General features: G+C 68.4%; 19 protein-coding genes and 1 tRNA gene. 12 read left to right on the forward strand and 8 right to left on the reverse strand.

All coding sequences use genetic code 11. The annotated features are described in order from the left end of the window. Positions 1 to 3 precede the first annotated feature (3 nt). The 5 genes from J3A66_RS07480 (at position 4) to J3A66_RS07500 (ending at position 3,237) form a co-directional block, all read left to right on the forward strand. The gene (locus tag J3A66_RS07480) at positions 4 to 849 is read left to right on the forward strand and encodes a hypothetical protein (RefSeq protein ID WP_348634086.1); all 846 of its coding nucleotides are present in this window, start codon (positions 4 to 6) and stop codon (positions 847 to 849) included. After that, positions 846 to 1,613 carry a nucleotidyltransferase family protein gene (locus J3A66_RS07485; protein ID WP_209568037.1) on the forward strand — a complete coding sequence of 256 codons (768 nt, stop codon included), beginning with the start codon at positions 846 to 848 and terminating at the stop codon, positions 1,611 to 1,613. The genes J3A66_RS07480 and J3A66_RS07485 overlap by 4 nt, the downstream gene beginning before the upstream one ends. Positions 1,614 to 1,714: 101 nt before the next feature. After that, entirely contained in the window at positions 1,715 to 2,443 is a 729-nt protein-coding gene (gene dapB, locus J3A66_RS07490; RefSeq protein WP_209570432.1) for a 4-hydroxy-tetrahydrodipicolinate reductase, read from the forward strand. A gap of 4 nt (positions 2,444 to 2,447) precedes the next feature. Beyond that, positions 2,448 to 3,137: an endonuclease III gene (nth, locus tag J3A66_RS07495; RefSeq protein ID WP_209568039.1), complete on the forward strand. Its 690-nt coding sequence runs from the start codon at positions 2,448 to 2,450 to the stop codon at positions 3,135 to 3,137. A gap of 23 nt (positions 3,138 to 3,160) precedes the next feature. Then, positions 3,161 to 3,237: transfer RNA gene (locus J3A66_RS07500), tRNA-Arg, on the forward strand. Positions 3,238 to 3,267: 30 nt separating this feature from the next. On the opposite strand, the gene J3A66_RS07505 is transcribed toward J3A66_RS07500, so the two are convergent. Next, positions 3,268 to 3,972 carry a dihydrofolate reductase family protein gene (locus tag J3A66_RS07505; protein WP_209568041.1) on the reverse strand — a complete coding sequence of 235 codons (705 nt, stop codon included), beginning with the start codon at positions 3,970 to 3,972 and terminating at the stop codon, positions 3,268 to 3,270. Positions 3,973 to 4,134: 162 nt separating this feature from the next. Here J3A66_RS07505 and J3A66_RS07510 point away from each other — a divergent pair, with 162 nt between their 5' ends. Then, positions 4,135 to 5,139 carry an SDR family oxidoreductase gene (locus J3A66_RS07510; protein ID WP_209568043.1) on the forward strand — a complete coding sequence of 335 codons (1,005 nt, stop codon included), beginning with the start codon at positions 4,135 to 4,137 and terminating at the stop codon, positions 5,137 to 5,139. A 143-nt stretch (positions 5,140 to 5,282) separates the two neighbouring features. Beyond that, the gene (locus tag J3A66_RS19520) at positions 5,283 to 6,077 is read left to right on the forward strand and encodes a retroviral-like aspartic protease family protein (RefSeq protein ID WP_209568045.1); all 795 of its coding nucleotides are present in this window, start codon (positions 5,283 to 5,285) and stop codon (positions 6,075 to 6,077) included. Positions 6,078 to 6,134: 57 nt separating this feature from the next. Here J3A66_RS19520 and J3A66_RS07520 read toward each other — a convergent pair whose 3' ends face one another. After that, positions 6,135 to 6,974, reverse strand: coding sequence for a TIM barrel protein (locus tag J3A66_RS07520; protein ID WP_209568048.1), 840 nt, complete (start codon positions 6,972 to 6,974; stop codon positions 6,135 to 6,137). A gap of 172 nt (positions 6,975 to 7,146) precedes the next feature. On the opposite strand from J3A66_RS07520, the gene J3A66_RS07525 reads away from it, so the two are divergent. After that, positions 7,147 to 7,404, forward strand: a complete 258-nt coding sequence (locus J3A66_RS07525) for a hypothetical protein (RefSeq protein WP_037531029.1) — start codon at positions 7,147 to 7,149, stop codon at positions 7,402 to 7,404. Positions 7,405 to 7,414: 10 nt separating this feature from the next. On the opposite strand, the gene J3A66_RS07530 is transcribed toward J3A66_RS07525, so the two are convergent. Continuing rightward, the gene (locus tag J3A66_RS07530) at positions 7,415 to 7,942 is read right to left on the reverse strand and encodes a hypothetical protein (protein ID WP_209568050.1); all 528 of its coding nucleotides are present in this window, start codon (positions 7,940 to 7,942) and stop codon (positions 7,415 to 7,417) included. Between the two features lie 97 nt (positions 7,943 to 8,039). Beyond that, a complete protein-coding gene (locus J3A66_RS07535; RefSeq protein WP_037532231.1) occupies positions 8,040 to 8,300 on the reverse strand; it encodes a hypothetical protein in 261 nt (86 codons plus the stop codon). A gap of 244 nt (positions 8,301 to 8,544) precedes the next feature. Between J3A66_RS07535 and J3A66_RS07540 the strand changes: the two genes are divergently transcribed. Further along, positions 8,545 to 9,663 (forward strand): fatty acid desaturase, encoded by a 1,119-nt coding sequence (locus tag J3A66_RS07540; RefSeq protein WP_209568052.1) that lies wholly within the window; start codon positions 8,545 to 8,547, stop codon positions 9,661 to 9,663. A gap of 77 nt (positions 9,664 to 9,740) precedes the next feature. Continuing rightward, entirely contained in the window at positions 9,741 to 10,058 is a 318-nt protein-coding gene (locus J3A66_RS07545; RefSeq protein WP_209568054.1) for a hypothetical protein, read from the forward strand. 76 nt (positions 10,059 to 10,134) lie between these two features. Here J3A66_RS07545 and J3A66_RS07550 read toward each other — a convergent pair whose 3' ends face one another. From J3A66_RS07550 to J3A66_RS07565, 4 genes are all read right to left on the reverse strand, one after another. Beyond that, entirely contained in the window at positions 10,135 to 11,226 is a 1,092-nt protein-coding gene (locus J3A66_RS07550) for an acyl-CoA dehydrogenase (protein ID WP_209568056.1), read from the reverse strand. A 4-nt stretch (positions 11,227 to 11,230) separates the two neighbouring features. Beyond that, complete coding sequence (locus J3A66_RS07555) at positions 11,231 to 12,439, reverse strand: acyl-CoA dehydrogenase family protein (protein ID WP_209568058.1); 1,209 nt, start codon at positions 12,437 to 12,439, stop codon at positions 11,231 to 11,233. Between the two features lie 167 nt (positions 12,440 to 12,606). Further along, positions 12,607 to 14,160 carry an alginate export family protein gene (locus tag J3A66_RS07560; protein ID WP_056409205.1) on the reverse strand — a complete coding sequence of 518 codons (1,554 nt, stop codon included), beginning with the start codon at positions 14,158 to 14,160 and terminating at the stop codon, positions 12,607 to 12,609. 52 nt (positions 14,161 to 14,212) lie between these two features. After that, positions 14,213 to 15,559, reverse strand: a complete 1,347-nt coding sequence (locus tag J3A66_RS07565) for a dicarboxylate/amino acid:cation symporter (protein WP_260171256.1) — start codon at positions 15,557 to 15,559, stop codon at positions 14,213 to 14,215. 230 nt (positions 15,560 to 15,789) lie between these two features. Between J3A66_RS07565 and J3A66_RS07570 the strand changes: the two genes are divergently transcribed. Together J3A66_RS07570 and J3A66_RS07575 are read left to right on the forward strand one after the other, a co-directional pair. Beyond that, complete coding sequence (locus J3A66_RS07570) at positions 15,790 to 17,550, forward strand: ATP-binding protein (protein ID WP_056679588.1); 1,761 nt, start codon at positions 15,790 to 15,792, stop codon at positions 17,548 to 17,550. Further along, positions 17,547 to 18,872 (forward strand): sigma-54 dependent transcriptional regulator, encoded by a 1,326-nt coding sequence (locus tag J3A66_RS07575; protein ID WP_056409201.1) that lies wholly within the window; start codon positions 17,547 to 17,549, stop codon positions 18,870 to 18,872. Before J3A66_RS07570 ends, J3A66_RS07575 begins: the two co-directional genes overlap by 4 nt. Positions 18,873 to 19,060 lie beyond the last annotated feature (188 nt).

Below are 19,060 nucleotides of genomic sequence, written 5' to 3' on the forward strand. Positions count from 1 at the left end.
CCGGTGATCCCTGCGGTGCGGCGCGTCGCCGAGGCGCTCGCGGCGACGCCCGGCGCGGTCGGCATCCTGTTCTACGGCTCCAACCTGCGGACCGGCGCGACCGAGGGGGTGCTCGACTTCTACGTGCTGACCGCGGGCGCGCCCGAACGCGGCATCTGGCCGACCGTCAGCTACCGCGAGATCGACGAGGCGGGCGAGACGCTGCGCGCGAAGATCGCGACGATGCGGCTGTCGACCTTCGCCAGGGCGGCGGACGCCGGGACGCTCGACACGACGATCTGGACGCGCTTCGTCCAGCCCTGTGCGCTGGTGTGGTCGCGCGACGAGGCGACGACCGCGCGGATCGCCGAGGCGATCGCCGCCGCCGCGCGCTCCGCCGCGCGGTTCGCCGCCGCGCTCGGCCCCGAGACGGGCACCCCGCGCGACTATTGGCGGGCGCTGTTCCGCCAGACCTATGCCGCCGAATTCCGCGTCGAAAAGGGCGGGCGCGAGGATCAGATCATCGGCTTCGACCCCGACCGCTATAACCGGCTGCTTCCGCTCGCCTGGGCAGCGGACGGGATCGCGGTGACCGCCGAGGGCCAGGCGCTGCGCCCTGCCCTGCCGCCCGCGCGCCGCGCCGCGGTGCTGCGCGCGTGGCGACTGCGGCGGCGCGCGGGCAAGCCGATCAACATCGCCCGGCTGATGCGCGCCGCCTTCACCTTCGACGGCGCCGCCCGTTACGGCGCGTGGAAGATCGAGCGGCATACCGGGATCGCCGTGCCGCTGTCGCCCTGGGCCGAGCGGCATCCGATCCTTGCCGCGCCCGGCGTGCTGTGGCGCGTCTGGCGCGCGCGGCAGGCGGCATGACGGAGGTGCCTACCCCGTTCAACGCGCTGATCCTCGCCGGGTCGCGCGGCGGCGTCGATCCGCTCGCGGCCTATGCGGGCGTCGCGCACAAGGCGCTCATCCTGCTGGAGGGACAGACATTGCTCGCGCGGGTCGCGGACGCACTGCGACAGGCGGGCGCGGGCGTGATCGCGGTATCGGTATCGGACGACGCGGTGCGCGATCATGCGGTCGCGCTGGGGCTGCGGGTGCTCGACGCCGCGAGCGGCCCGAGTCTGAGCGTCGGCGACGGGATCGCCGCGCTCGGCACCCCGCTGCTCGTCACCACCGCGGATCATGCGCTGCTCCGGCCCGAATGGATCACGCGGTTCCAGGCCGACATTCCCGCCGACGCCGATGTCGCGGTGCTGCTCGCACGGCGCGACGTGGTCGAGGCGGCAGCGCCCGGGACGCGACGCACCTATCTCCGCTTCGCCGATGGCGGCTGGTCGGGGTGCAACCTGTTCCGCTTCGCGACCCCCAGGTCGATCGCCGCGATCGATCTGTGGCGGCAGGTCGAGGCGGATCGCAAGCGGCCGTGGCGGATCGTCCGCCGGCTCGGCCCGGGGCTGTTGCTGCGCTATGCGCTGGGCCGGCTGACGCTCGGCGATGCGATCGCGCATCTCGGGCGCAAGGCGGGGCTGGTCGCCGCGGCGGTCGCGACGCCGTACGGGCTGGCCGCGGTCGATGTCGACAAGCCCGCCGATCTCGACCTCGTCCGGTCGCTCCCGTCCGTCCCGCGATAACGCTATCGCGCGGATTTGGGGTCTATTCGCGACCCCCCGCTTCGTGCGAAAGCGCGCGCATGATTGCACCGACCTCGCCTCCGTCCGCCCCCCGGGCCCGCATGACCGCGATCGGCATTTATGGCAGCGCCGGCCGGATGGGCCGCGCGATCACCGACGCGATCGAGACCGCGGGCGCGACGCTCGCGGGCGGCGTCGATGCCGGCGATGACCCCAGCCCGCTCGCGGCGGCCGCCGACGTGCTGGTCGACTTCTCGACCCCCTCGGCAATCGAGGCGCATCTCGCCGCCGCGCGTGCAGTCGGCACCGCGCTCGTCATCGGCACGACCGGCCTGACCCCGCAGCACCAGTCGCTGATCGACGCGGCGGCTGCCGATATCGCGATCCTCCAGACCGGCAACACCTCGCTCGGCGTCACGCTGCTCGGCATCCTGGTGCGCGAGGCCGCGGCGCGGCTCGGCCCCGACTGGGACGTCGAGATCGTCGAGATGCATCACCGTCACAAGGTCGACGCGCCGTCGGGCACGGCACTCCTGCTCGGCGAGGCCGCCGCACGCGGGCGCGATTCGACGCTCGCCGAACTGCGCGTCGACAGTCGCGCCGGGCTGGTCGGCGCGCGCAGCGAGGGGACGATCGGTTTCGCGTCGCTGCGCGGCGGATCGGTGATCGGCGACCACAGCGTGATCTTCGCCGGCGAAGGCGAGCGGATCGAGCTCAACCACCGTGGCGACGATCGCAGCATCTTCGCCCGCGGTGCGGTGCGTGCGGCGCTCTGGCTCGCCGACCAGCCCGCCGGCCGCTACCGGATGGGCGACGTGCTGGGGCTGTGAGCCGGTGAAGAAGGCCGACGTCGTCGACTTCTATGCGCGGCTCGCCGAGGCCGATCCGCATCCCGAGACCGAGCTCGAATTCGTCAATCCCTACACGCTCGTCGTGGCGGTCGCGCTGTCCGCGCAGGCGACCGACATCGGCGTCAACAAGGCGACGCGCGCGCTGTTCCGCATCGCCGATACGCCGCAGGCGATGCTCGCGCTCGGGATCGACGCGCTGAAGGAGCACATCAAGACGATCGGCCTGTACAACACCAAGGCCAAGAACGTCATCGCGCTGTCGCAGATGCTCGTCGACGAATATGACGGCATCGTCCCGAACGACCGCGCCGCGCTCGAACGCCTGCCCGGCGTCGGGCGCAAGACCGCCAATGTCGTGCTCAACGTCGCGTTCGGCGCGGAGACCTTCGCGGTCGACACGCACATCTTCCGCGTCGGCAACCGCACCGGCCTCGCGCGCGGCAAGACCCCGCTCGCGGTCGAACTGAAGCTCGACGCGGCCACCCCCCAGCCCTTCCGCCTCCACGCGCATCACTGGCTGATCCTGCACGGCCGCTATGTCTGCAAGGCGCGCATCCCCGAATGCTGGCGCTGCCTCGTCGCGGACCTGTGTGCGTTCAAGCCCAAGACCCCGCCGCCCAAGCTCGCCGCCAAGATCGGCACGGCCAAGAAAATGGCTGGCGCACCCGACTAGGCTTTGCTACGCGCACGCCTCAGGCACCCGTAGCTCAGCTGGATAGAGCGCTGCCCTCCGAAGGCAGAGGCCACTGGTTCGAATCCAGTCGGGTGCACCATTGCCGTTCCGCTATGTACGCCGACTGCGCTTAGCCGACCGCCTCCACCCGGTACCGCAAATTGACCGCCCCGGCGGCCAGGTGTTCGCATCCGAGCAGTGACAGCGTCACCTTGCCCTTCAGGCCGTCGCCCGCCGCGACGATCCGCTCCGCATCGGCCCCGCCGTCGAGTGCGGGTGCGATGACGAGGTTGAGTTCGTCGACCAGACCGGCGGCGAGGAACGAGCCGTTGATGCCGGCGCCGCCTTCAAGCAGCAATGTTTCGATGCCGAGTTCGCGGCGCAACGTTGTGAGCGCACCGGCGAGGTCGATCTCGTCGCTGTCCGACACGAGGTAGGACACGCCATTGGCGGCGAGCTCCGCGAGATGGGCGTCGCTCACCCCGCGTCCGAGCAGCACGACCACAGGGTCGCCGCCGATGTCGGGCCCGGCGAAGCGGATCTTGCCGGCGCGATCGAGCGTGATCGCGAAGGACGTGGCATCGCGCGCCTGGAACAGCGACGGTCGCGCGGGCGCGTCCGCCGTCGTCGACGCACGCGGCTCTCCCTTCGCCATCTCCGCCATGGTGACGCGTCCGACGATCCAGCCATCGGCGTCGAGGCGCTCGTGCAGCGACTCATAGGCGCGCGTCCATGCCTTGGCGGTGCCATCCGGGCTGTCGGTGTAGCGGCTGGGATGCAGCCCACCATCGACCGACGCGGTCATGAGGCAGATGATGCGGGGGCGGTCGGTCATGGTGGGATACTCGCAGGTGCAGATCGGGATGAACGCCGCTCGGCATCCGCGGTTTCCGCGGTATCGGGCCGGATGACCGCGCCGATGGAACGGTCCGCGCCGCGGTTCGTCGAGCAGGGACCAGCACGCCGGCGACCCCGACCCACCGACAAGGATCCGATCATGAGCAACGGTGAAACCTCCCGCCGCAGCATCCTGGGCAGTGCCGCCATCGGCCTTGCAGCCGCGGCCGCGCCGGGCATGGCGCGGGCCCAGTCGACCGAGGCCTCCGGCACCGGGCCCGCCCCCAGCCTGCGCGACCCGCGCACCGTGTACACCCGCACCCCCTTCCCCGAGCAGCGCCAGACCTGGCCCGCGCTCGCCAGCAAGATGACCCCCCGCCCCGATCATGGCGAGCAGAGCTATCGCGGCAGCGGCAAGCTGATCGGTCGCAAGGCGCTGCTCACCGGCGGCGACAGCGGCATCGGGCGCGCCGCCGCGATCGCCTTTGCGCGCGAGGGCGCGGACGTCGCGATCAACTATTATCCCAGCGAGGAGCCGGACGCGCGCGAGGTCGCTGACCTGATCCGGCAGGCGGGGCGCAAGGCGGTGCTGCTGCCCGCCGACATCCGCACGCAAAAGGCCTGCGAGGATACTGTCAAAAAAGCGATCGCGCAGCTCGGCGGTCTCGATATCCTGGTCAACAATGCCGCCTATCAGCAGTCCAAGGCGGACATCATGGAGATCAGCGACGAACAGTTCGTCCGTACCTACGAAACCAACGTGTTCCACGTCTTCCGCTTTTCGAAGGCCGCGATCCCAGCGATGCCGCCGGGTTCGGTGATCATCAACACGATCTCGCAGAACGCCTATGATCCGAATGACGACCTGATCGACTATGCCTCGACCAAGGCGGCGATCCAGAACCTGACGCGCGGCATGGCCAAGCAGCTCGCCAAGAAGGGCATCCGCGTCAACGCCGTGTCGCCCGGCCCGATCTGGACACCGCTTCAGGTCGCCGGCGGGCAGCTGCCGGGCAAGATGCACGAATTCGGCCAGGACACGCCGCTTGGCCGCGCGGGGCAGCCGTCCGAACTCGCGATATTGTTCGTCGCGCTGGCATCCGGCGAGGCGAGCTACTCGACCGGGACCGCGGTCGGTGCGCATGGCGGTGCGGGCTTCCCCTGATCCGGACCGCGCCCGCGCCGCCAAGCGCCATGGACATCGACCGCAGCGCGTCCTGCCGCGCTAACCAACTGTAAACACACTGCCGCTAGGGTTCCTTTGATCCTCCGGGACGGATGTCCGTGGATGAGGAAAAGAGGACTGCCGTGGGCATCAGAGCAACCGTCCGCGCAGGGGCACTCGCGATCGCGCTGGCGTCCGCGCTGTCCGCTACCGCTGCCGCCGCGCAGGTCCGCGTCGCGATCGGCGGACAAATCCAGGATGTCCCGGCGAACACCGTGCGCACCGTCACCACGATCAACGGTCGGACGCGCATCGTCGACACCGCCTGGCGCGGCGGCACGGCGACGCCGGGCATGGCGGTGATCACGACGACCGAGACGACCGACGAGGACGACGAGGGGCACATATTGTCGCGCACTGTCGTCACCTGCATCGAGCCACAGCGGACGATGGTCGCCGCGGTGAGCTATGCGCCGCCACCTGCCCCCCGCATCGAGATCGACCCCGCCGACCTCGACGAGCCGGTCACCTTCGGGCAGCCGCATGTCCTGCGGATCAATCGCGATCCCTGGGGCGGGCATTTCGTCGCGGCGATGATGGTCAACGGCGTCCGCATCCGTGCGATCGTCGACACCGGCGCGGCCTACACCATCCTGTCGGCGGACGATGCGCGCGTGACAGGGGCCGACCGTGCCGTGCAGCGCGAGGAGACGGCGATCGGCATCGGCGGCTATACCCGGCTCGGCGTCGCGCGTGTCGCCTCGGTCGAGATCGGCGGGCAGAGCCTCGGCCGGATGGCGATGCGCATCGGCCAGCGCGGCATGCCCTATACGCTGCTCGGCCAGCCCGAGATCGCGCGGCTGGGACGTGTGACGATCGAGGACGGCGTGATGACGATCACGCCGCGCGCGCTGACGACGCAGCTCGCGATGCGCTGAGTCCCGGGCCACGCGCTGGCCCCGGCAGTTACGAAGCGTCGACCGTCCGGCTCCCGGTCACACCGTGCAGGTCCGGACCGCCTGGGCAAGCGCCGTCAGGGGATCGCCGACCGGCACGAATTCATGCGCGAAATAACCCTGGAATTTGAGATCGGCGACGCTGCGCGCCACTGCCCGCCAGTCGACCTCCTGCGTGCCGTCGAGATTATGCCGCCCGGGAACCCCGCCGGTATGGAAATGGCCGATCCACTCGATATTCTTGCGGATCGTGTCGATCAGGTCGCCTTCCATGATCTGCATATGGTAGATGTCGTAGAGCAGCTTCACGCGGGGCGACGCGACTTCCTTGGCGACCCGCACGCCCCAGGCGGTGTGGTCGGCCATGTAATCGGGGTGGTCGACTTTGCTGTTGAGCAGCTCGACGCAGATCGTCACATCATGATCCTCGGCGATCCGCTTGAGACGGTTCAGCCCCGCGACGGCGTTGTCGGCGCCCTCCGCGTCGGACAGGCCGCGGCGATTGCCCGAAAAGGCGATCACATTGGGGACGCCTGCCTTGGCGGCCTGCGGGATACCGATGCGGAACGCCCGTTCGATCGCCGCGTGGTTTTCCCGCCGGTTCAAACCATTGGGGATGGTCATGATGTCGGCGGCATAGCCCATGGTGCAACGCAGTCCGTGCCGGCGCGGCACCGCATATTCGGCGGGCTGGAGCAGGTCGATGCCGTCCAGCCCGATCCGCGCCGCGGCGGCGCACAGCGCATCAAGCGGCATGTCCTGATAGCACCAGCGGCTGACGGACTGCTTCAGACGGCCACGCCGCGCGGGCGCCGCGGCGATCGCCGAGGTTGCGCACAGGGCGAGAGAAGAAGCGATGACAGTGCGCCGATTAATCATGCCCGCACACTAGGCCAGACGGCCCTGCCGGCAAGCGGTATTGCACCCCGACGCCACGCGCCGCGGTCGGCATGCGACCAAGCTCTTGATCACGGGGAGATTTCGTGGTGGTCGGGGTACAAAGCGAACCTCGCTTGTCAGGGACCGGGGGCGCATGATGGAGATGCCGGCGATGTCCGACGATTATGCACGCGGACGGCGGGACGGGCTTCGTCTCGCACTCTCGATCCTCGCTGCCGAGGAGGCCAAATGGGAGGCGCTGCTCGGTGAGAGCTCCTCCTGGCGGACGAACGCAACGCGCGCGATCCGGCACAAGGCGTATCAGGTCGCCACCAAACGCGTGCAGACCGCACTCAACCGCCTATTGCCCAAGGCGGAAACCGCGTTGCCGGCCGAGATCGCATCGATGATCGATCAGGCCGGATTATAGGGGAATCGTGTCAGCGGCGGTTGGCGTTGAACGCAGCCTTTTCGGCCTCGGTGGCGCGGCGCGGCGCGGATTCGAGCTGGGGCAGGCGCAAGGGCGGGCGTGATGGATCGCGACGGGTGGTCGTGGCGTCGGCGCTTGCCGCGCGGCGCGGGGTGGGCGTCGCAGCGGCGGCGGGCGGCGCGGATGGCGGGGCATCCTGCAGCGCATAGGCCTTGGCCTCAACGGCCGCGAGACGGCCCTTGAGCAGGTCGATCTCGACCGTCTCGGGCGTGGTCTGCATCTCCGCGAGCGATTTTTCGAGTGCCTCGATGCGCTTTTCGGCAATCGAGAGGCGGACGGACTCTTCGGTCCGGGCAATATCCTGCGCGACTCGCTGCGTCTCGGTGCGCCTGAAATCGGCATCACGCCGCGCCATCGGGTCGCGGCTGTCCGTATCGGCGCCCCCGCGCGCCCAGCGTGGCGGATCGCAGGCCGACAATGCCAGGGGGAGTGCGAGCGACGGGACGATCAGGGCGCAGCATCGGACGATACGGGTCATGTCCCAGCCCTACACGTCGCGGCCTTGAAACGTCTATCGCCCGATACCGGGCGACAGAGGTTGCGGGGGCGGCGCGACCGCCGCCCCCGCGCTTAACTCAGTTGCTGTCCGAGTTGTCGTCGTCATTTTCCTTGTCGATGACAAGGTAGGTGACGCCCGCGAGCATGCCGACGCCGATGACGAGCGGTGCGATGCTGTCCGCTGCGATCTTGCTCGAGCGCTTGGTGGCGGTGCCTGTGCGAACCGACGACGCGACCGACAGCGACTTTGCAGCGTTGCCGGTTGCCGGTGCTGCGCTCGCCGCGACGGGGAGGGCAGTCATGGCAAGCGCGGCTGCGCCAAGGATCAATGTCTTCATAAAATTCGCTTTCTCGAAAATGAGCCCGGTTGGGAACCACCGCCCTAACGATTGCGCCAGTAAAGTGTTCCTAATTCAGATCAACGATGCAGGAGGGTCTTCACGGCCCCGCATGTCGGTTGCAACGGCGGCGCGCAATCGGTCGCGGCCCGGCCGGGTGGTTGATTCCGGTCGTCCCGTCACCATTTTTCAGCCTGAATTCTTCTGTATCGACGACGATACGTCACCCGAAAATGGTATGATCATGGCAACCGCATTCGTCACGCCCGACCCCCTTGCTGCGACCCTGTCGCGGGCCTCGGCCGCGCTCGCGCGTCCTAAGGCGGCGCAGGCGGGTCGCGAGGATATCGCGATGATCAAGGCCGCGGCGTCGCTGACGCGCGACCTGCATGCGGCGCGCCCGATCGTCTACTGGACCGATCTGATCGCGTCCGCGGGTCTCGGCTATGCGGGCATGGCGGTGGCGATCGTCGCGACGCCGGTCTGGGCCAAGCTCCTCGGCGCGGTCGTCGCGGTGCTCGCCTTGTACCGCGCGCTCAGCTTCATCCACGAACTGTCGCACATGAAGCCGAACGCGGTGCGTGGCTTCACTGCGGGGTGGAACATCCTGTTCGGTGTGCCGGTGATGATGCCGTCGCTGATGTACGAGGGCGTCCACACGCTCCACCATGCCAAGACCCGCTACGGCACGAACCGCGATCCCGAATATATGCCGCTCGCCCGCGGGCCGGCGGCGACGCTCGCGATCTTCGTGCTGGTGTCGGCGCTGCTGCCGATCGGGCTGATCCTGCGCTACGGCGTGCTCGCGCCCTTGTCGCTACTATCGCCCAAGCTGCGCGAGATCGTCGTCACGCGCTATTCCGCGCTCGCGATCAACCCGCAGTTCCGCCGCAAGCCGCCCGAGGGCGCCGCGCTGCGCAGCTGGCGGATCTGGGAGACCGCGGCGAGCATCTGGGCGATCAGCTTCGTCGTGCTGACCGCGACCGGCGTGTTCCCGCTGGCCGCCTCGCTAACCTTCCTCGCGATCGTCTCGGCGATCGCGGTGCTCAACCAGGTCCGCACGCTTGTCGCGCATCTGTGGGAGAATGAGGGCGATGCGATGAGCATCACCGACCAGTATCTCGACAGCGTCAACGTGCCGCCGCCGGGCCTGCTTGCCGAGATCTGGGCGCCGGTCGGCTTGCGCTATCACGCGCTGCACCATCTGCTGCCGGGGCTGCCCTATCATGCGCTGCCGAAGGCGCATCGCCGCCTGACGGGCGAGCTTGGTGACGGATCCTCCTATCACCACGCCAATTATTCGACGCTGTCGGGGCTGATCGTCAATCTGGTCAAGGCGTGCCGCAAGGCGGTGCGCGGCTGATCACGCCGGTATCGCTGCGCCGAGCATCACGGTAAGCCCCCGCCCGGGCAGCACCCTGCCCGCGGCGGAGGCTCTACGTGTTACCCAAAATCTACCATCAGTGGATCGACTGGGTCGGCGACGGTACCGGCCTTCCCGACACCATCCTGCACATCCATGCGGGCATGGCGCTGCTGATGATCGCACGGCTGATCACGCGGCGCTCGTTCGGCACCTTCATCCCCTGGACCGTGGTCGCGGCGGGCGAGGCGTTCAACGAGATCATGGACCGGCTGAACTACGGGTCGTGGCGCTGGGACGACACGCTGGTCGATGTCGCGAACACGATGTTCTGGCCGACCGTCATCTGCCTCGGCGTCCGCCTGCGGCCCATCATCGGCAAGCGCGGGCGGTAGGTCGCGCGCCCATCCACCCTTCCGTCACCCTGACGAAAATCAGGGTGACGAAGCGGGTGAGGCCGTTCGACGGGCCTCAGGCGGCCTTGGCGAGGTCGATATAGCGCTGGAGGTGATGGTCCTCGTCGCCGAGCTGGTGGTCGATCATCACCAGTCGCTTGGCATAATGCGACACTGCATATTCCCAGGTCATGCCGATCCCGCCGTGGAGCTGGATCGATTCCTCCGCGACCAGCGCGCCCGTCCGGCCGATCGTGTATTTCGCCGCCGCCAGCGCCCGCGCGCGCGCGGTCGCGTCGTCGCCGTCGAACGCTGCCGCCGCGTTGATCACGGCGGACTGCGCCTGTTCGATCTCCAGCAGCACGGTCGCCATGCGGTGCTGCAGCGCCTGGAACTTGCCGATCGGCACGCCGAACTGCTTGCGGTCGCGCAGATAGCCGAGCGTCGCCTCCTTGACGAACGCCATGGCGCCGAGCGCCTCGGCGGACAGCGCGAGCAGCCCCGCCTCGATCGCCGCATCAACGATCGCACGCCCCTGCCCGTCGGTGCCGATCCGGGCGTCTGCGCCGAGCACAACGCCGTCGAACGTCACCTCGCCCGCGCCGCCGCCCTCGACGACGCTGTAGCGGCGGACCGACACCCCGGCGGCATCGGCGGGGACGAGCAGGACCAGCGGGTCGCCCGGCTGTTCGACGCTGACGACGAAGACCGATGCGGCGCCTGCCTGGTGCACGACCGCCTTGGTGCCGTTCAGTGTCCAGCCGTCTCCAGCAGCCGTGGCGGTCACGGGATTTTGCGCATCTTCGTGCGCGAAGGCGGCGATCGTCTCGCCCGCGACGATCTGCGCCAGCACCGCGTCGTGCCCGCCCGCGGCGGCGAGCGCGCGGCCGGCCATCAGCGCGCCGAGAAACGGCTCGACCACCAGCGCGCGGCCGAGCGCCTCGAACACCACCATGATGTCGAACCCGCTGCCGCCGAATCCGCCCGCGGCCTCGTCGAACAGCGCCGAGACGATGCCGAGTTCGGTCAGCTGCTGCCAGACGGCGGGGTCGTAGCCCGCCTCGCCATAGGCACCCGCGTTGCGCGTCTCGATCGGATAGCCGTCGCGGAGTGCCCGGACGAGCGTGTCGGCCAGCATCCGGCGGTCATCGCTATGCTCGAAGTTCATATGCTCAGAGACCCAATATGGCTTTGGAGATGATGTTCTTCTGGATCTCGTTGGATCCGCCGAAGATCGACAGCTTGCGGTTGTTGAAATAGCTCGGCGACGCGGTCGCCGCATCGTCGGGCCCGACCGGTTCGCCATTCCACCCCGCCTCGAGCGCCTCGGGGATATAGGGCGCGGCATAGGAGCCATAGGCGCGCCGCGTCAGCGCGGTGATCTCCTGGCGGATCTCGGTCCCCTTGATCTTGAGCATCGAGCTTTCCGCGCCCGGCGCACCGCCGCCCGCCACCGCCGCGACGACGCGCAAATTGGTGGTCTGCATGTTGGCGAGGTCGATCTCGACCCGCGCCATCCGCGCCGCGAACAGCGGATCCTCGGCGAGCGGCCGGCCATTCTTCGTCTGCGTCCGCGCGACCGTCTTCAGCTGCTCGAACGACGCGATCGAGAAGCCGACCCCGGCGATGTTGGTCCGCTCATAGGTCAGCAGATATTTGGCGTAGGTCCAGCCGTCATTCTCGGTACCGACGAGATTCTCGACCGGCACCTCGACATCGGTGAAGAACACCTCGTTCACCTCCTGCTCGCCGTCGATCAACGTGATCGGGCGGACCTCGATGCCGGGCGTCTTCATGTCGATCAGCAGGAAGCTGATCCCCTCCTGCTTCTTGGCGGCGGGGTCGGTGCGGACGAGGCAGAAGATCATGTCGGCATGCTGGCCGAGCGTCGTCCAGGTCTTCTGCCCGTTGACGACATAGACCTCGCGGCCATCCCGCGTCTCGCGCACCGCAGTGGTCTTGAGCCCGGCGAGATCGGAGCCGGCGCCGGGCTCCGAATAGCCCTGGCACCACCAGTCGGAGCCGTCGAGGATGCGCGGCAGCCAGTGGCGCTTCTGCTCCTCCGACCCGTATTTGATCAGCACCGGCCCCAGCATGTTGACGCCGAACGGCACCACGCGCGGCGCGTGCGCGAGCGCGGATTCATTGTCGAAGATGAACCGCTGGATCACGCTCCAGCCCGGCCCGCCCCATTCGCGCGGCCAGTGATTGGCGAGCCAGCCGCGGTCGTTGAGGATCGCGTGCCATTCCTCCATGTCGGCCTTGCGCAGCCGCCTGCCCTCGCGGACCAGCGTCGAGAGACGCGCGGGGAGTTTTTCGCGGAAGAAGTCGCGCACCTCCTCGCGGAAGGCCTCTTCGTCGGGTGTGAAGCTCAGATCCATGACCATGTGACTCCTGATGATGGAGCCCATGTGCCACAGTCGATCACGAAATTGAAGGACCGGTATGGTCGGAAGGACGGAAAATACGGGTGGGTGCGACGCAGGTTAATCCTGACGGTATCGCGTGCCGTCACGATCCTCCCCCGCCGGGGGGAGGATCGAGGTCATCAGAAGCGGTAGCTGAGCCAGCCGGCGAGGAAGTCCGAGTTCTTGTACCCGGCGCGGGTCAGTGACGACCCCGCGATCAGATGCTCGTAGCGGCCGGTGAAGGACAGCCGCGACGAGATCGGATAGACCGCCTGGAAACGGATCGTGTCGGCGATCTTGCTGCCCGACACATTCTGCGTGCCGGCAAAGGCGCTGCCATTGGCGCGGTACACCGCGTCATTCTGCGAATCGCGCCACGACAGCTGATATTCCGCGGTCAGACGCAGCTTGTCGAGCACGGTGAAGCTGACGTTCGGCGCGACCGCGATCAGGTTGGTCGGCGTCGCGAACAGCTGATAGCTGTAATAGATGTTGTTGCCGAACGGTGCGAGCGCGGTGCGCAGCGTGCCGTTCCCGTAGGCACCACCACCGCTGGCATAGTCTGCATGGAAGCCGACGCGCGGCGCGTTGCGCCCCTTGCCGAGCTTGTAGGTCTGCGCGAGCAGGATCAGCCACGCCTTGATCGAGCGGTTGTCATAGCTGCCGCCCTGATAATTGACGGTCCAGTCGAGATTGACCGGCCCCGCATCACCCCAGAAATGCAGGCCGTAGAAATTGCGGACCTCGCGCGCATTGTCGGTGCCCCAGACCGCGTTGCGGTTGCGCAGCCGCCAGAGGAACGGATCAAGATAGAGCTTCGACCCGCCGAACAGCGTGTCGGGCAGGACGACGCCGGTCGAGATGCCCGAGAAGCGCCGTGCGCTCTCCGCATCGTCGTCGCGCGTGCCTTGCGTGCCGTAGGCGGTCGGCTTGAAGTCGAACACGTCGGCGCGCACGCCCGCGGTCCGCGCCCAGGCGCGAAAGCCGTTGAACCCGAAATACAGCGTGTTGTTGTCGCGCGGCACGACCATCAGGTTCGGGCCGTCAGCAAAGGTCTGGCGACCATAGCGCACCCCGACATCGACATCAGCGACGGTGCCCGTCAGGTCGACGAACGCCTGTTGCACCGCGAGCTTGTTGCGCAGGTTCGGCAGCACGTTGCCGAGATTTTCACCCTCGAGCGTGCCGTGCGCGACTTCACCGTAGAAGCGCAGATGCTCGCCGACATGCAGGTCCGCGCCGCCGAACAGGCGAAGGATGTCCTGCCGCTGCGCCTCGCTGTCGCGCAGATTGGGGTTGGTGGTGTGGTTGACGCGCAGCCGCGCCTCGCCCGACAGCGTCAGGTAGACGTCGCCGTCGCCCGCGATCGAGATGAATTTCAGCTGGTCGATGATGTCCTTGCGCTTGGCCGGGTCGCGCAGTTTCGACCAGTCCTCCGCCCAGCGTGACTGGTTGTAGCCGCCCGCGGTGACGCCGTCGCCGACCGCGGCATTGGGATAGCTCTCGGCGATCGGCGAGGCCGCGCTGGTGCCGGCCGCGTCCTTGGACACGGGACCGAGCCGTTCGCGCGCCTTGGGCGGTGCGCTTTCGGGAGCAGCCTGTTGCGGCGCGGCCTGGGCGAGCGCCATTGCGGGAAGGGTCGCGACGGCAAAGCCGGCCGCATGGCGCACGCGGCGCATCATCATCGAGGTCATAAAAGCTATCCGGTACTGGTCGCGGGGCCGGCCAACGCCGGCCCCGTCGGGATCATGCGGCAGGAGCGGCGGCGGTCGTGATCGGCGCCGGTGCGAGTTCGGGCAGCTGGCCCGACAGCGCCGCGTTCAGCTTGTCGCGGTCGAGCGCACCTTCCCAGCGGGCGACGACGATCGTCGCGACCGCATTGCCGATGAAGTTGGTCAGGCTGCGGCACTCGCTCATGAAGCGGTCGACGCCAAGGATCAGCGCCATGCCCGCGATCGGCACGGTCGGCACGATCGACAGCGTGGCCGCCAGCGTGATGAAGCCCGCGCCGGTGACGCCCGCGGCGCCCTTGGACGAGATCATCGCGACGACGAGCAGCAGCAGTTCCTGGCCCAGCGTCAGGTCGGTGTTGGTCGCCTGTGCGATGAACAGCGCGGCCAGCGTCATGTAGATGTTGGTGCCGTCGAGGTTGAACGAATAACCGGTCGGCACGACCAGCCCGACGACCGACTTCTCGCAGCCCGCAGCCTCCATCTTCTGGATCAGGTTCGGAAGCGCGGCCTCCGACGACGAGGTGCCGAGCACCAGCAGCAGTTCGGCCTTCAGATACTTGATCAGCTTGAAGATCGAGAAGCCCGTCAGACGCGCGACGGTGCCGAGGATGACGACGACGAACAGCGCCGCGGTCAGGTAGAAGGTCGCGACCAGCGCGCCGAGATTGGCGAGGCTGCCGATCCCGTATTTGCCGATCGTGAACGCGATCGCGCCGAACGCACCGAGCGGGGCGGCGCGCATCAGGATGCCGACCAGCTTGAAGACGATCAGGCTGAGACGCTCGAGGAAGTTGAGCACGGGCTTGGCAGGCTCGCCGACCAGGCTCAGCGAAATGCCGAACAGGATCGCGATCAGCAGGATCTGCAGGATGTTGCCGTCGGTGAATGCGCTGACCATCGTGTCCGGGATGATGCTCATCAGGAACCCGGTGATCGTCGTCTCATGCGCCTTGACCGTATAGTCGGCGATGCCCTTGGTATCGAGCGAGGCGGCGTCGATGTTCATCCCCGCGCCCGGCTGGACGACATTGGCGACGATCAGGCCGACGATCAGTGCGAGCGTCGAGAAGAACAGGAAATAGGCGAACGCCTTGCCCGCGACGCGACCGACCGCGCCCAGTTCCTTCATCCCGGCGATACCCGTGACGAGCGTCAGGAAGATCACCGGGGCGATGATCATCTTCACCAGCTTGATGAACGCGTCGCCGAGCGGCTTCAGCGCCGCACCGTACGTCGGATAGAAATGCCCGAGCGCTGCACCCAGCGCGATCGCGATCAGCACCTGGATATAGAGCTGGCTGGTCCAGCCTTTGCGTGCCGGCGTTTCCGCGACCGCATATGTCTGGGATGGTAGGGTCAACATCGCCTCCTGAAAGTCTCGTCCACTCACGCGGGACGTTAGTGAGGGCGGTAATGCCGGGCCGGACCCCGGACTACAAGTGATCACGTCAAGCACGTCAAACCCTTGGATTCGCGTGAGTTTGCGCCGTACCGATGCTTCGAATGTGCGGAAAATGCACATTTTTGCCGATGGCGCCACGCGAATGTGTGTGATAATCCGCACAGATGAGACGGACTCGATCCTCGCTGGTGACGACCGCGTTGGCGGTGCTGATGGCGTTCGCCGCGCTCGGCGTGATCGTCTCGGTGGTCGCCTCCGTCTATGGCCGGCGGACGGTGGCGGATGCGACCGCCGCGGTCCGGCTCCGGGCGATGCAACAGACGCGCAGCAACCTGCGGCTGCTCGAGGCGGAACTGCAGACCTATCGCCTGCTCCCGGTCATGCTCGGCGAATATACCGATGTCCGCGCGGCCCTCGCGTCGGGCACGGTCGATCCGGCGCTCAATGCCAAGCTCGCGCTGCTCGCGGCGCGCACCGGTGCACCGGTCATCTACGCGCTCGATACGCAGGGGATGACGATCGCCGCGTCGAATGCGGACCGCCCCGACAGCTTTCTCGGCCATGATTATCGCTACCGCGACTATTTCACCAAGGCGATGGCGTCGGGCGCGACCGAGTTCTTCGCGCTGGGCAGCGTCAGCGGACGCCCCGGCCTCTATCTCTCGCGACGGATCGACCGCGCGGGACGGCCGCTCGGCGTCGTCGTCGTCAAGGTCGAGTTCGACCGCATCGCACAGGCCTGGATCCAGGATCACATGGCGACCTTCGTCGTCGATGCGGACGGCGTGATCCTGATCTCCAGCGATCCGCGACTCGAGTTCCACACGACGCGCGCGCTGTCCCCTGCACGGCGTCGGACACTCGCGCAGACGCGGCAGTTCGGCACGCTGCCGCTGCTCCGCGCACCGCTGACGCTGGCGGACGACCGGTCGCGGCTCGGCGACGGGACGCCCGCGGTGACGGTGTCGCTGCCCGTGCCGATCGCGGGCTGGCATCTGGTCCATATGGAGCCGCTCGACGCCGCGCTGCGCAGCGCGGCCGTGCGGACGCGCTCGGCGACGACGATCGCCGCGCTGGCGACGATCGCGGCGATGCTCGGCGCATGGTGGCTGCATCAGCGCCGCAAGCGCAACGCGGGTGCGCGCGCCGAACTCGAGGCCGAAGTCGCACGCCGGACCGCCGAGCTCAGCGCCACCGCAGACCGGCTGCAGATCGAGGTCGAGCAGCGCGAGGCCGCCGACCAGCGCTTCCGCCAGGCGCGCGAGGAGCTCGCCCATGCCAACCGCGTCGGCTCGATCGGCACGATCACCGCGAGCGTCGCGCACGAGATCAACCAGCCGGTCGCGGCGATCCGCACCTTTGCCGACAATGCCGCCGCGTTCCTCGCGCGCGACGAACCCGCGCGCGCCGCGACCAACCTGCAGGCGATCGTCGAGCTGACCAGCCGGATCGGTACGATCACCGCGGGGCTGCGGCGCTATGCCAGGCGGGGCGCGGGCTCGATCGGCCCGGTCGCGCTCGACGCGGCGATCGACGGCGTCCGCCTGCTGATCGGCGACCGCTTCCGGGCGAAGGGCGTGACGCTCGATCTGCCGAGCGGGCCCGAGGCGCGGCTGACCGTCATCGCCGGCCGCGTCCGGCTCGAACAGGTGCTCGTCAACCTGCTCCAGAACGCGCTCGACGCGGTCGCCGAGCGGCCCGATGCGCGCGTCGACGTCACCGTCGGGCGCAAGGGCCGCGACGTCGTGCTGACCGTCGCCGACAACGGCCCCGGGATCGATCCCGGCATCGCCGACGACCTGTTCACACCGTTCGCGACCAGCAAGACCGACGGCCTTGGCCTCGGGCTCGGCATCGCGCGCGACATCATGACCGAGTTCGGCGGCACGCTCGACCTCGTCCCTGCTCCACGAGGCGCCGTCTTCCGCATGATCCTGGTAAAAGCATGAGCGAGCAGAGCGTCCTGCTCGTCGACGACGACGACGTGCTGCGCGGTGCGCTCGAACAATCGTTCGAACTCGCCGGGATCGCGGTGATCGCCGAACGTGATCCGACCGTCGCACTCGCGCGGATCGATGCGGGGTTCGACGGCGCGGTGGTGTCCGACATCCGCATGCCCAAGATGGACGGGCTCGAGCTGTTCCGCCGCATCGCCGCGATCGACCACGAGATCCCCGTGCTGCTGATGACCGGCCACGGCGACGTCGCGATGGCGGTCGCGGCACTCAAGAACGGCGCGTTCGACTTCATCCCCAAGCCGTTTGCGACCGATCACCTGATCGCGGGCGCCAGGCGTGCGCTCGAGATGCGCCGCCTCGTCCTCGACAATCGCCGGCTGCGCGCCGCCGCCGAGGAGACGATCGGCGCCGAACCGCTGATCGGCGAGACCCCGGTGATGGTCCGGCTGCGCGAGACGATGCGGCAGATCGCGCAGGCCGATATCGACGTGCTGGTCGAGGGCGAGACCGGGACCGGCAAGGAGCTGGTCGCGGTGCTGCTCCACCGCTGGAGCAACCGCCGGTCGCGGCCGTTCGTCGCGGTCAACTGCGCCGCGCTGCCCGAGGCGGTCGCGGAGATCGAGCTGTTCGGTCATGACGGCGATTCCCGCCTCCCGCGCACCGGCCGGATCGAGGCGTCGAACCGCGGCACATTGTTCCTCGACGAGATCGAGAGCACCTTGCCCGCGGTCCAGGCCAAATTGCTCCGCGTGCTCGAGGAGCGCGAGGTCATGCCGGTCGGCGGCGACCTGCCCCGCGCGCTCGACCTGCGGGTGATCGCCGCGGCGAAACCCGGGCTCGACCAGGCGGTCGAGGACGGCCGGTTCCGCGCCGAGCTGCTGTTCCGGCTCGACGCGGTGCGGCTGCGCATCCCGCCGTTGCGCGAACGGCGCGACGACGTGCCGCTGCTGTTCGGGCATCTGCTGCACCAGGCCGCCGAGCGGTTCGGGCGCGAGGTGCCGACGATCGACACCGCGACGCTCGCCTATCTCGGCCAGCATGACTGGCCGGGCAATGTCCGCGAGCTCGACAATCTGGCGAAGCGGCTGGTGCTGCGCGTCGAGGCGGATGCGCCGGCGGACGAGGATGGCGACCTGCCGCTCCCCGCGCGCGTCGACAAGTTCGAGGAAGCGACGATCCGCGCGACGCTCCACCAGGTCAGCGGCGACGTCCGCTCCGCGCTCGCCGCGCTCGGCATCCCGCGCAAGACCTTCTACGACAAGCTGAAACGCCACGAGATCGACGTCGAGGCCTATCGCCCGACCAAGGGGTGACGCTCCCAACCCCGTTCGCCCTGAGCGAAGTGGAAGTGACGGGTCGAGGCTACCGGTAACGCCCCCAACCCCGTTCGCCTTGAGCGAAGTAGAGGTTACAGGCCGGGACTACCGGTAACGCCCCCAACTCCGTTCGCCCTGAGCGAAGTCGAAGGGCAGGCCGCGCGCGCAGGTGCTTCGACTTCGCT

It is taken from the genome of Sphingomonas sp. PvP018 (assembly GCF_017876865.1).
GTDB classification, from domain to species: Bacteria; Pseudomonadota; Alphaproteobacteria; order Sphingomonadales; family Sphingomonadaceae; genus Sphingomonas; species Sphingomonas aerolata.

What these genes read in the sequence shown, in the direction of transcription:
- J3A66_RS07575 (WP_056409201.1), top strand. Translation starts at nt 17,547, where the DNA reads ATGAGCGAGCAGAGCGTCCTGCTCGTCGACGACGACGACGTGCTGCGC.
- J3A66_RS07550 (WP_209568056.1), bottom strand. Translation starts at nt 11,226, where the DNA reads ATGAACTTCGAGCATAGCGATGACCGCCGGATGCTGGCCGACACGCTC.
- dapB (WP_209570432.1), top strand. Translation starts at nt 1,715, where the DNA reads ATGACCGCGATCGGCATTTATGGCAGCGCCGGCCGGATGGGCCGCGCG.
- J3A66_RS07535 (WP_037532231.1), bottom strand. Translation starts at nt 8,300, where the DNA reads ATGAAGACATTGATCCTTGGCGCAGCCGCGCTTGCCATGACTGCCCTC.
- J3A66_RS07510 (WP_209568043.1), top strand. Translation starts at nt 4,135, where the DNA reads ATGAGCAACGGTGAAACCTCCCGCCGCAGCATCCTGGGCAGTGCCGCC.
- J3A66_RS07485 (WP_209568037.1), top strand. Translation starts at nt 846, where the DNA reads ATGACGGAGGTGCCTACCCCGTTCAACGCGCTGATCCTCGCCGGGTCG.
- J3A66_RS07525 (WP_037531029.1), top strand. Translation starts at nt 7,147, where the DNA reads ATGTCCGACGATTATGCACGCGGACGGCGGGACGGGCTTCGTCTCGCA.
- J3A66_RS07540 (WP_209568052.1), top strand. Translation starts at nt 8,545, where the DNA reads ATGGCAACCGCATTCGTCACGCCCGACCCCCTTGCTGCGACCCTGTCG.
- J3A66_RS07560 (WP_056409205.1), bottom strand. Translation starts at nt 14,160, where the DNA reads ATGACCTCGATGATGATGCGCCGCGTGCGCCATGCGGCCGGCTTTGCC.
- J3A66_RS07520 (WP_209568048.1), bottom strand. Translation starts at nt 6,974, where the DNA reads ATGATTAATCGGCGCACTGTCATCGCTTCTTCTCTCGCCCTGTGCGCA.
- J3A66_RS07555 (WP_209568058.1), bottom strand. Translation starts at nt 12,439, where the DNA reads ATGGATCTGAGCTTCACACCCGACGAAGAGGCCTTCCGCGAGGAGGTG.
- J3A66_RS07530 (WP_209568050.1), bottom strand. Translation starts at nt 7,942, where the DNA reads ATGACCCGTATCGTCCGATGCTGCGCCCTGATCGTCCCGTCGCTCGCA.
- J3A66_RS07505 (WP_209568041.1), bottom strand. Translation starts at nt 3,972, where the DNA reads ATGACCGACCGCCCCCGCATCATCTGCCTCATGACCGCGTCGGTCGAT.